Annotated in this window: 14 protein-coding genes; 4 read left to right on the plus strand and 10 right to left on the minus strand. The window is 40.3% G+C overall.

Features of this window, described 5'->3' with window-relative positions:
- The first annotated feature begins 17 nt into the window (after positions 1 to 17).
- The 4 genes from HV318_RS22975 to HV318_RS22990 all read left to right on the plus strand — a co-directional run bounded on the left by HV318_RS22975 (position 18) and on the right by HV318_RS22990 (position 2867).
- The gene (locus HV318_RS22975; RefSeq protein ID WP_009654999.1) at positions 18 to 773 is read left to right on the plus strand and encodes a hypothetical protein; all 756 of its coding nucleotides are present in this window, start codon (positions 18 to 20) and stop codon (positions 771 to 773) included.
- A 14-nt stretch (positions 774 to 787) separates the two neighbouring features.
- Positions 788 to 1210: a hypothetical protein gene (locus tag HV318_RS22980; protein WP_043016719.1), complete on the plus strand. Its 423-nt coding sequence runs from the start codon at positions 788 to 790 to the stop codon at positions 1208 to 1210.
- A 10-nt stretch (positions 1211 to 1220) separates the two neighbouring features.
- Entirely contained in the window at positions 1221 to 1826 is a 606-nt protein-coding gene (locus HV318_RS22985) for a hypothetical protein (RefSeq protein WP_043016718.1), read from the plus strand.
- Positions 1827 to 2150: 324 nt separating this feature from the next.
- Positions 2151 to 2867 carry a GntR family transcriptional regulator gene (locus HV318_RS22990; RefSeq protein WP_080940394.1) on the plus strand — a complete coding sequence of 239 codons (717 nt, stop codon included), beginning with the start codon at positions 2151 to 2153 and terminating at the stop codon, positions 2865 to 2867.
- Between the two features lie 26 nt (positions 2868 to 2893).
- Here HV318_RS22990 and HV318_RS22995 read toward each other — a convergent pair whose 3' ends face one another.
- From HV318_RS22995 to HV318_RS23040, 10 genes are all read right to left on the minus strand, one after another.
- Positions 2894 to 3280 (minus strand): plasmid partitioning/stability family protein, encoded by a 387-nt coding sequence (locus tag HV318_RS22995; RefSeq protein WP_009652914.1) that lies wholly within the window; start codon positions 3278 to 3280, stop codon positions 2894 to 2896.
- A gap of 13 nt (positions 3281 to 3293) precedes the next feature.
- Positions 3294 to 4256: a plasmid segregation protein ParM domain-containing protein gene (parM, locus tag HV318_RS23000; RefSeq protein WP_007372199.1), complete on the minus strand. Its 963-nt coding sequence runs from the start codon at positions 4254 to 4256 to the stop codon at positions 3294 to 3296.
- 935 nt (positions 4257 to 5191) lie between these two features.
- Positions 5192 to 6124, minus strand: coding sequence for a hypothetical protein (locus HV318_RS23005; protein ID WP_045269653.1), 933 nt, complete (start codon positions 6122 to 6124; stop codon positions 5192 to 5194).
- 782 nt (positions 6125 to 6906) lie between these two features.
- Positions 6907 to 7266, minus strand: a complete 360-nt coding sequence (locus HV318_RS23010) for a hypothetical protein (protein WP_045269654.1) — start codon at positions 7264 to 7266, stop codon at positions 6907 to 6909.
- Between the two features lie 16 nt (positions 7267 to 7282).
- Complete coding sequence (locus HV318_RS23015; protein WP_045269657.1) at positions 7283 to 7618, minus strand: hypothetical protein; 336 nt, start codon at positions 7616 to 7618, stop codon at positions 7283 to 7285.
- A complete protein-coding gene (locus HV318_RS23020; RefSeq protein ID WP_045269655.1) occupies positions 7615 to 8019 on the minus strand; it encodes a hypothetical protein in 405 nt (134 codons plus the stop codon). Before HV318_RS23020 ends, HV318_RS23015 begins: the two co-directional genes overlap by 4 nt.
- Positions 8020 to 8384: 365 nt before the next feature.
- A complete protein-coding gene (locus tag HV318_RS23025; RefSeq protein ID WP_182274663.1) occupies positions 8385 to 9191 on the minus strand; it encodes a SecC motif-containing protein in 807 nt (268 codons plus the stop codon).
- Positions 9192 to 9208: 17 nt separating this feature from the next.
- On the minus strand, positions 9209 to 9649 hold the full coding sequence (locus HV318_RS23030) for a hypothetical protein (RefSeq protein WP_016239970.1): 441 nt from the start codon (positions 9647 to 9649) through the stop codon (positions 9209 to 9211).
- 152 nt (positions 9650 to 9801) lie between these two features.
- Positions 9802 to 11163: an FRG domain-containing protein gene (locus HV318_RS23035; RefSeq protein WP_000482601.1), complete on the minus strand. Its 1362-nt coding sequence runs from the start codon at positions 11161 to 11163 to the stop codon at positions 9802 to 9804.
- Between the two features lie 13 nt (positions 11164 to 11176).
- The gene (locus tag HV318_RS23040; RefSeq protein WP_000589340.1) at positions 11177 to 11980 is read right to left on the minus strand and encodes a hypothetical protein; all 804 of its coding nucleotides are present in this window, start codon (positions 11978 to 11980) and stop codon (positions 11177 to 11179) included.
- Positions 11981 to 12007 lie beyond the last annotated feature (27 nt).

Below are 12007 nucleotides of genomic sequence, written 5' to 3' on the forward strand. Positions count from 1 at the left end.
CATGAAGAGGAAACACAATGTCAGCATTTCTCATCAATAAATTATCTTTCGAAGATACCAAACAAATAATGTTGTCCTCCATGAAAACAATGGCATCTCTTCATGGTATTTTGGCAATATTCTTGCCGATAATTGCTGGTGGTGGACTCCTGACACTCATCATGAAAAATGTGACAATGGAGGGGCTTGCATTTTTTATCTTACAGCCAGTTGTACTCACCCTCTACCTTACGGCTATCTTATGCCGATATCAAAGCTCAGAGCTAAGATTGAATATCTGGGAAGAACTACGCAACTTTATCGTTGTGTTAGTTTATGCATTATTCCTGACCGTACTAATGATCGTAATATTGTGGTTGGTCAAATTTATGATTGCTTCAGCGGTTGCGGGTGAAACCAACCATGTTGAATATAAACAACCAACATTAACAAGCATTAGTCTGGCTTACTCCAACCTAATAGTGTATTTCAATATGTACGCCCTTGCCACTTTGAGCGTATTTATCGCTACGCCAATGCTCGTTTTATTCATACCAACAGTTACGCGGTGTAAAGGTTCTCTGCTGAAAAGTATACCAGTCATTTGTAAAAGTACTTTTATGAATATTGGGCCGTTGTTCGCATTTTCAGCTATCTCTGGTGTTGTTTTACTTTCGTGGTCATACTTTTCGCTCAGGTATGAATGGTTAATCCCGGCAGCAACTATACCTCTGGCCTACTTATCAATATTGAATTACCAGCTGTCTGAAGCAGCATTGCCTCGTAACCAATAAAAAGGAAACCTGTGATGAGAAAAATAATATTAAATGCGGTTGTTTGTTTATTTGCAATTAATGCATCAAGTTTCGCAATATCAGCGGAAAGCTCTCCATCTCGTGACGAACTGAATGACGTGATGAAAGTTCATGCTTCCGAGATTGCTGCTGTTATCGCATGTAAAGACTACCTCGAAAATGGCGAGGAACGTTTGACTGAAGCGAAATCAAAAGCTGGCCGTGTACTGGGTAAGATGGTAGGCAATCAAGCCAAGGGTAGCGAGTATGCTAGTCGGATTCTGGTAACTGTTAACGAAGCTAAGCCAGATGAGCAACTGAAGGCTGAATTCGACAAGGTCAACCTTGACCACTCAGTCCGCGTTGCAAAATGCGCTCAGCTAGTAGCTGGTAATGCCGCACGTGCGGACGATGCTGATATCAATTATCTGAATTAAGAGGCTAGCAATGGCGAAGATCAGGATCACTCATCGTTATGACATCAATAAAGACATGTTCTATGGCGTAGAAACTAACCAGCCATATGAAAAGGTTGTTCAGAGGTTAGCTTATCTCCAATTGATTCATTCCACGTTGCCTGATTTTCCCTACATGGCTAATTGCCTGGAACAGGCCGATGCAGTAGAACTCTATTGTCGAATCTTTGGTGGTATTCCTTTAAACACAAATCAACATTATACCGCAGAGATTGATTTATATAGGAACTGGGAAATAGATACACGCGAACTCGTTAATGACATTAATTGCCAAAATTCAATTGCCATTTCCGGCTGCGTAGAAAAAATATTTAAATACATTGTTGAAAACTCTGTTCAGATCTATCAGCTCACAAAAGAAGCTTATAAATTAGGGCAGGGCATGACTAATAATGAAAAAGAAGAAATGGCTCTTTTACTGATTTATATGGATTGGCAACTTCAAAGGATGGATCGTGTTTTAATGGGAGAAAAAATTCAAAAGGAATGGGATTGGCACGATTTTGAGGGAAGGTTGATTTCAGACATTTCGTATACACACACCGGACAACCTGACCTATACATCCACAAAGATTAATGTCATTGACGCACAAGCTGAATATATTTCGACCTTGCACAAATAGCAAACAAACACATTAGAAAGAATTAACCATGCATCTATAATGGATTCTGTTAAGCATAAAATATGGGTAGTAATAGATCCGTTATTGAAAATGTAAGACATGCTGGTAGAGTAAAACGAATGATAACCGTTTACCTTCTCTGTTCTGGCGGATGCCAGTTTATGGATGTGCATACTGGAACTATTTGAAATATGTAGGTAGAGGGATCTACTTACTATGTAGTGTGATTAAAAATATTCTGTTTTCTATGTGGTCAAAAAGTTCAGTATGAGTGATATATGATTGATGATTACAAAAGCTTCCTCAAAAACCCCGGGAATTTACCGGAACTAATTAGTTACTCTCCGTCAGGCAGACCTAGCTTAACGAGACGAGTTGAAGATCGCCTTAAATGCGCCCTTATCCTCGGCTACCTCAAGCCCGGTGATAAGTTGGTAACAAAAAACATCGCCGATGCTATGAAAATGAGCGTCACGCCCGTCCGTGAAAGCCTGATACGTCTGTCTGCCAGTAGTGCTCTTGCTTTGACTCCATCACATGCCTTTTTTGTTCCCATCATCACCAGTGAGCAGTTCAACGAGTACATGAGAATGAGGCGATTGATTGAGCCAGAACTGGCAGAAAAGGCCGTACTGAAAATGGATGCCAATGGCTTTGAAGAATGCCTGTCTTTGTGCCAAAAGCTGCGTTCCGCATATGAACGTAGGGATGTTTATCTGGCGCACCAGCTAAACCTCACTCTGCGGCTGAAGCTTTACATATACGCCGGTCTGCCTGAGTTTTTCAAAATTGTAACCCAACTGTGGATTAACCTGTGGCCAACTCTGAGTTACACGTTCGAATCTGACTCGGAGGATAAATGGCCAATATTTTTCTCGTCGCTTGAACTCGCTCTTTCAAACAGGGATGCAGGGGCAGCAGCAGATGCCATTAGAGAGTCACTGGATAAGGGGTTGCGGATCTATCTCAGCTTGTTAACCGAGCAAGGTGAGTAAACCGGCTACTAGTAGCCGGTTCGGATTCAACGTTTGAGGGTTTGCATCATCAGGGAGGGTTTAGGAATTGGTTCTTTCTGCTCAGCAGGCTTATCCGAATCAATGATGGTTGTTGCTCGGATACCTGTGGCCTGGGTTTCCACTGGTGAAGAATTCCGTTCAACGGCAATGCCCAGCGTTTGCGACAGAATGTTGCTCAGCGTTTCGGCATTAAACGATGTCGTGGTTTGTGCGGCCAGCAAATTTATTAACCGAGGGTCGAGCTCATGCAAGGCAGACGCAATTACCAGTGCCTTACGGTAAAATTCCCCCCGGGATCGGCGGGGTAAGCGCTCCATAATATCAAGAGCTTTACCGTCTTCTGGATTATTGCCGGGGCGGAGCCAGACGAGTAAACGTTTATCTTCTTCCATCACATAACCTCGTTTAGACGCTTGCCATTGCTTTGACGAGCGCGAGCTGCGCGTCAGGCGCTTTGATGACATCCAGCTTAGGGAATAGTTCGACAATATGAGAATGGATGAGCTCAGCACCGCCCCCGGCCAGTATGATTTTGTGGACGCTGTTCTGACGACGTATATCAGCTGCAACAGCTTCGGCCAGATTTTTCGACTCAGAATCGATAACGTCAATGATGGCATCAATTTTAGAGTGATCATTGACCGCAGAAGCAATCAACGCTCTATCATGACGGTTTTTAATGATGATATCCGCAATGGCATAACTACTTGGAGACTGGGCATCCTGGAGCGCAGCCATAACAGCTTTTGTCACTCGTGAAACGCCAACATCGCTGTTGCCAAAGATATCAGATATGCCCTCCATTGCCCCCTGAATGATGGCCAGGTCTAGGGTTGTTCCCCCCAGATCGACAACCAGGGTTCGTGTAAGCTGCGTGGTTGTTTTAGGATCAATCAGATATTCAGCCGCAGGTACTGATTCAGGCATTACGTTAACTTTTACAACATGAAAAGTTTCGCCATTATTCAGGGTTATTGGGCCCATAACGTTGGCCTTTTTCTTTTCAATATTAGCTTCGTTCAACTGCGCATCGCTCGTGAAGAACATGGCCACCGGCAGTGTCACTGTAAGTTCAACATCCTGTGGCTCAAGACCGGAAGTCAAAAGGGCATGATGAATTGCTACGCGACTTACAGCGTCGAACTGGAAAGAGGTATGCGTTGTTGTAATTGCAGATGTTGAACCAATGTCGTGAGTAAATTTCCGCCCATCAATGAGATAGTTGTAGATAGTTTTACCACCAAATGCGAGTGGAGTAGCCCAGCCTTCGCGGAAGGCGTTCTGCGAAACATGAGTTTTGATTTCACCATTCTCAATCCAGGCAAGTTTTACGTTCGTTGAGCCGTCATCACAAGCGATGTTCATCATGGTATATACCTCATTAAAATGTTCAAAAGTATCAAAAATCTCTGCCATTTTAGATAGTAAGCCATCCTGAAGCAAGGAATGCGCACCTGTAGCGCACGTTTAATGTCCACAAAATGACTATGAAAAGTGAATTACGAGTGAGTAAAACAGGAACGATTCTATCGGATTGAAATCTGGCGGGGTAAACGAGAAAGAGGGATGTATACGTACATGCAGAGGTCGGTAGCCCTGGAACACCAACGGAAAAAGTAACAAACCACCCGAAAAATGAACCAGTGCCACCAGACTAAATTGTGACAATCGATAGCCAATACTGCAAGAGAACCTAAGAATAAAAGGTATCGCTATATGACAGCTCAGTCGGTAAAATCGAGGAAACCATGTCGGATCACCATTGTAGTTTCTGGTTAGTTCAATAATGAGGTATCCCCAATGACATCCATTCTGCTTACTTCTGATTCTGTTGATGGGTACACTTTTTGTATTTCTACTGATGGTAATGGATGTAAGCTGTCAGTCAGGCCAGAATACCGGCGCAATGGCACACAAACTTATGATGGCTGGTTTCCCAGATACTACTCAAAGCCTCAGTATGCTAAAGCAGCGTTAACAAGGTTCCTTGGAGAATCTGTTAACTGGTCACCACGGACGGGGCTCAGTTAGTCACAGGATACGTAACAGCCTGAGTCCGAGGATACCAACAAGTCAAGAGAACCCCCTGATAAACCCTTAACAATCAACACCTTACCTTGGTGCGCTTAATGTATTGAACATGTTAAATGGCTGCATGAAGTGCAGACATTTAGCCTTCAGCGATGAACTTTCAGACAGTTAATATCGTCTCTGATGCAGCAACATCACTGAAACTCAGATTTTACAGATTGCCCTGATGTTTATTTGTTAAGTATATAGTGCAGCTATTTATAGCATTATCATCATTTTACAGCAATGCAGTTAATGAAGGGATTCCTGATTTCCCACTGAAGCCTGAGCCAGTTCAGGTAGGATACATAAATCTGTGTATCACCCTCCGTCATGTAACTGTTTCGCTGAATCTTTCTGGTCAGGGGATAGAATGCCACCGTACCATAGGGTGTTTCTGAGATAATGATTTTAGTATTCCCGTTATATGCAATTTCATAAACAATATTGTTTTTCTTAAGTTCATCCTCCGTATCCATAACTATTTCATTTCGTATTTTATTCACTTCGTGATAATGCTGGCTCAGTATCTTCATTGCTGAGCGTCGTAATGCTGCTTCCTTTGCATTCTCCATTGTACTGATGAAAGAAACTGTGTCCGGGGAATAGAAACGACGATGTGAAAAATCTTTATCCAACTCATATTCTCCGGGGTTATTTTTCCAGCGGGCATAGCCATTAAGTTTTGGAAGGTCATCGCAGAAATGCTGGAAGTTATGCCATCTTTCGCAAACCGTCACTCCCTTATATCCTTTAAAATATTGTTTCCCTTTAACTGTCATGTAGCACCTTGCCAACATATTATGCCAGAGAATGAACGCTCTTGTTCTCTGATGGCTTCGGGTGTTTTCAATTGTGGAATGCTTTCCATTTCCAATATATCCCACATCATAATAACGGGGCTTCATCAACAGTGTTATTCGTTCATCTTCTGAGGACGGGAACGCGTCACCTGAGACTGCACCTGATTTAATATGCGTACCGTAGGCCTCTTTGATTATGCCGCTGTCTTTAAATTGCACAACATAATATCCGCGTCTTGATTTATCTTCGGAGCGACCAAGAACAGAGCATTCACCATTATGCTTCGTGGTAAATACAGCACCGGGAAATAACGTGTTATGGTTGTAGTTCTGGTGGTATCTCTTGTTTCGAAAAAGCGTCATTTAATATTTCCTGAGTAAAGAATTGGAGGGAGAAAAAGAATCGGGTCGGGTCCTGTTTTTCCCCTTTAACTTCTGTCAGGCCAGCACTCCGGGTGGAGGTCAGGAATTAAATTTAAGAATCCATTCAAAAAAATAAAATTTAAAATAATACAGACAATGCAATGTGACAGGTATCGTGTCGTTCTGTCAGCAGTAATCTGAGGTTGTCACAAAGCAGGCTCAGCACCCTGCCTTATCATGCACTGGTGCGCTCAGAATGCGCTACAGGCACTGTAAATACGGGTCAGGGCAGGGTGTGCAGAGTCTGTCTGATGGCAGGATTCCGGCATATGCACCACTGTTCATTTATACAGTTAAATGAAATTAGTGCAGATTGTGACCGGAGGTTGCACTGGCGTGATTGTGGGCTGTTTCAGGGCTGAAGTATGGCTTTGCACCGACTGCATTCCCCTGATGGCCTGTAGCGCGTTATATGCTTCTGGTTATGCTGATGTGCTGTGCCGGAATCACCCGATAGGGTGGTAAAATAAAAATAAATATAATCAATTTACAGATTCAAATATCCATGCTACCATCGCCAAATCGCCAACCGGGGTTAAACCCTTATTATGATATATTTATTCTTAATCGGTTTTCTGTACTTACTCTGAACCTCTCAATATTATCCCAATATTAAGCCCTCCGCAGGAGAGCCATACGGCTTGAGTTAACAAAGAATCAGAATAAAAAAATAAGAATCTCCACCAAAATGAAGACCCTTACATGTCAGCATCAGAGAAATATCAGCAATCTACTTTATCAAAGTCTATCCTGAAATCATCTTTCATGGCATCGGCATTATTCATTTGCTTTCCATTTCTTAATAACTGAAGCTCTTTGAGTATTTCCTTCTGAATGTCCGCCTGAGTAAACAGAACTGTTTTTAGCTCATAGGATGTAATGCTTTTGATTATCCATGCAGCACAGACAACGGTGATAATGATTTTTGCCGTATCAAAGCTGATGAAAGCATACCCCTGAAGTATCGAATACCATGACGGGTTGTCAGTTCCAATAAAATAGAGCCAAATCAGTATGGTTATTGTAAGATTGATAGCGAGCGTTAATTTTGAAAGATGTTTTGTCAAAAATGAACTGTTCATTTTTTTGTATTCCTTTTTAGTTTTGTTTTCCAGTGTTGCATCCGGCGCGATATGCCTGAGTAACTTCAATATGCTCGGCTCGTTCCATTCCTCGTAAGTTTTCCGTCTGTTTATTAAATTTCTTTATTTTCTTCTCACAGACGGAATTGCGATGCTGTATTGCGTCCCTGGCTCCGGTTATACATGCGCCATAAATAACATCCGGGTTGGCAATTCTGGAAAAATTTGCGTAAGAATCACATGTAGCAGTCACTCTCATCTGCATCTGTGATTGCGTAATCGCCAGTGACTGATTTGCAAATAACAAACCGGCGATTGATATCAATAAGGGAAGGGTGGTTGAATTTTTCATTCAGCACCTCCCTGTAAAATACAATCAATTCCCATTGCATCAGTACCCCAAAGCTTGATATCCGGTTCACCACCTGATGCACCCTGAGTGCTCATATCCAGAGCAAGGATATAGAAACTGTTTTCATCAACATCAAACTCGTAGTTAACAAGTGGAGCGCCACTGGTCTGATACACCGATTGCTGAATATCCTGAATACGTTTTTGTGAGATGAGCTTGCCGTGATGCAGTAACTTTATGACGCCAGCGTCTTTCATGTAGCTCATGAATCCACTACTGGCACTACCGGTAACGTGTCGCTCAATGCTCCAGCCATCATGACAAACAATATTGTCTGCCATTGCAGTAACCGGAATGGTCATACTGGCGGCAAAGGTAAGGATTGGTATCAATCGTTTCATTCGAATCAGGTCCTAAGAAAATTATCAGGACGCCCGGTAATCTCAGTGAAGGCCGCAAGACATTTCAATCGTTATGCGCAACAGAGAGTACGGGCAACACAGCCAGCACAAGGATGACCATAAAACATCAGATTCAGCCTTTATCTACGTTTGTCAAAGCAAGTTTAAAATGTCACCTCTTTGTGCAAGATAGAAAGGGCACTTTCAGCCTATGTAATCATATTAATGTGACTGCTGCGTTATCCCACTCAACCAATTAATAAAGCAAAAGTTAAATATGAAAGACTGGAATAAAAATATAACGAAAACATCTTAATATGGAAATATCTGTGTCAACGGGATCTTTAGTTATTGAATATCTGGTTCTAAATAGGTTCTACATTCAACGGGAAGGGAAACCAAATATCTATATGTTTTTTATAAATACCATTACGTGGCAAACAACAATCTGCATATTTTTTTAAAGAATCTCCACATGGACAAATATTTTCTGGCGATAATACTCCATCATGTTCTTTCGCCTTAAATCTCCAGGTCGTAATATTGAAAATTTGATGTGGGGATTGTATGTATTTGACAACACTAATTAAAGTTGAATAGTTATAATGATCACCATCATTGGAGAAAAAAACACTACATTTGTTAACGGGATTACTAACTATGTCATAAGTAATTAATTCAAAATCGATCACTTCATCAAAGCAAAGAACTCCATCATAAAGTTTATTTTTAACATGACCACAATCATTAATAAAACTACGGGTTGTATTACATACTGAACATTTCACTTCTTTTATTATTTCACGAGAACTACCGAAGATTTTATATGGGAATAACGCCTGCCAATTACATACCATTCTCGCTAAGAAGTTAACACCATAGAAATTAACCTCAGGCAGAAACTCATTATTTTCTTTAATATGTATTAAATCTATTTCTATCCTTTCAAGTTCTACCCATGCTTCATAAAAATCACCTCTTGTAAGTAAATTAATGACTTGAATATATTTTAAATGGGCTAGTAAAATTGTTTTGTATAAAAACAATCTGTTTGATTCATTATTCAAGCTCAAGGATTGAGCTTTTTTTAACTCAGCATTAAGATAATCAAGAATAGCACTATCTTCTTGAGTAATACACATCCAACGCTTTAACTTTTCGTGAATATTCATAATATCTATATAGATTTTTATTTGATTTTGTTAATTACTTTTAAAACATCGTCTACTTTTCCAGAAACAGTGTATTTCACATGTTTTCCTGATTTATTTTTTTTAATTATAGAGACTTTAACGTCTATATCTCTAGTTCCAAAGTTATCAATTTTTTTCTGAATATAATTTGAAACAAGATTTACTAAAAAAGGTATCATTACTGATGTGGCAAAGAAAGTGCCTAACGCTAACGTTATACTGTTTAATTGCAGGTACGAAACACCATTAGAATCTCCGTACACTTTAACATTAGAATGTGATTGCTTGGTGAACTGGAAAAAATCCAGTGCATTACCTCCAGTAATTTTTGAACTATCAAAAACGATCGCAATCTCATCATCTTGAGGTTCATATGAAGAAATGATTTTTACCTCTTCATCTTCATCACTCATTTCACTCAAAGTAATGGGGTTCATTCTCAACTCCTTGTTTTATATTTTTACATTCAAATTTTACTATACGACTGGTTAATTGCTCCTGTCCAACACACACCAGAGTTCATATGCTTAGCATACAAGGGACCAATGCCAGTAGCGACAGGCTAGTGTGTCAAAAAACCACATGAAGATCAATCTCCTGCGGAAAATTTGGCCGCAATTAGTTTCATTGTCCTTTCCATGCCTTGATAAACTGTCGCATCTGTAATGTTTAACCTTGCGAGTTCCTTAAGTATTCTAGCTTTGTTTCTGATCACTATTTTTTCTACTTTAAACTCTTGCATAGCATCATCAGGGTTTGAAACTAAATCGGGATAAACAGCATTATTCCCAAATAATAAGAATGCACCTGACTGTGATGACATCCTTTCATTATTATTTCTTCCTTTAACGAAAATTAACCTTTCCAAATCTGATGGTATAATTACATCTTTAAAATAAGGTTTTTCATCTTTAATGTAATGTATAAGTTTTTGACAAGCTTCAGTTTTATTGAAAGCCTCCTTGTCCATTTTACAATCCAGCTGATCTTTCAGTGTTTGACTTAGCATTGATATATTTGATATGCAACTTACTGTATCAGAGTCAAAGAATTTTATACGATCCCTTTTTGTTTTGAAAATAATAACATGTCCATCAACCTCATTTGTATTTTCATTATTACTAATGTCGCAACAAGCGAAATACAGAGCGATTAGTGGATTTGATGTTATATCCAACAAACGAGTTGGTAGTCCGTAGTGTTGCATCCTTACTAACTTGTCTAGCATTGTTTTATCATCAACAAACTCAGTTGGCCTTGCTGTTAGGGCTTCACGGACTAAATTTGATTCACTGTGCAAATGCTTGAAGTTACCTTTTTTGTTTTTCCTGAAAACTGATGGAGCCAACTCGTAAGATACATCAGAATGTCCACGATAAAATATTTCTGCATCTTCTTCATGATCTTGTTCTAAAACACGCGCCATGAAACTTTGAACATTATCTATTATTGGGTAGTTATCAACTTCATCAGGAAGTGCTTCAGTAGGAGGAAGTGGTGTACTTCTTGTCGTTATATTTAGAAGTGCTAATGTTTGATTTAAATCACGTGCTTTTATTCCCCAGTGAGTCCGTTTCAGCCCATATGCACCTAATTCTAAAGCTGTTTGATATAACTCTTTGTTTATCACTACGACATCATCTTGTGAGTGAGTGATTCTGAAATCAAACTCAACATTTTTGTTAACTGTTCGTAGATTTGAAATTACACCAAGTCGCAAAGTAATGTATTCAACATTGTCTCGGGAATAAAGTTCTGACATAAAAAGCGTAGGTAATTTCTCAATATAAGATAATGCTTTATCATTCAAAGGCGTTAACTTCAACCGGATGTCATCAGAGGTGCCTTCTAACATACGTGATATAGGAAAATCACAACTCCCACTAACCCGTTCATACATGGGCCAATGTTCAAAATAGTCAGGTTCTCCGCCCATAATTAGATTAAACATTAAAACTAAATCCTTATATTTTACTTAATGAATTATTTACAATCCAATCAATTGCGCCAGAGGTGCGAATCCAAGGCTTTATATTATGATTCACATAATAAATGGCTTCATCCATTCCACCTAACGTGATATATCCACTGTTAGACTTGATCTGTAATCTGCACTTCGATAACAAGCCGGGGATGTGTCTATTAGAATCAATCGCAGCTTTAGCGATATCATCGGCATCCGGGGATGACTGTCGGTAGGCGAGTAGGGCGCGTGTATACTGAAAAAACGAACGCATATCCCCAGGATAATCGTCCAGTAGCAAGGCCAGATCATCCACCATTTCAAGCTCAAGGTAATAGTTCGCTAATAAATGACGAATCCCCTGGTTATCGTTCGGGTTGAGCTTCAGCATTTCGCGGCTATGAGCCATAGCCGGATAAAAATTACCAGACTCCCATAAGGCCTCAGCCAAAGCTGCTTTTGCTCTCATATATGGACGTGTTTCGACAAATCCCCAGAAACGTCCTGCGAACTCCTGAAAATCCTCGCCAAGTGCAATGCTGGCTGCGTACAAAGCAGTCTCCAGCTTCCCGATTTTTGACTCAGGAGGTTCTTGAGATATCTCGCAGTAGAATGAGTATGCGTCAGCACAGAGCGGGGATTTCTTGATAGCTTTTCTGATGAGTTTCAGCACAACTTCCAGGTCATCATTTTCCCAGGCATCGAACATGAACTCCTGAGCCGCAACCAGATCTAGATGTAATTGCTCAGAGCTGACAGCAGTTTTATACAAATCAACGCGCTTTGTAGTCGGGAATTTAATCATCTCAAGTATCCTTTTGGGGACTCACTG

The sequence above is a fragment of the Enterobacter sp. RHBSTW-00901 genome (assembly GCF_014103115.1).
Taxonomy (GTDB): Bacteria; Pseudomonadota; Gammaproteobacteria; order Enterobacterales; family Enterobacteriaceae; genus Enterobacter; species Enterobacter cloacae_P.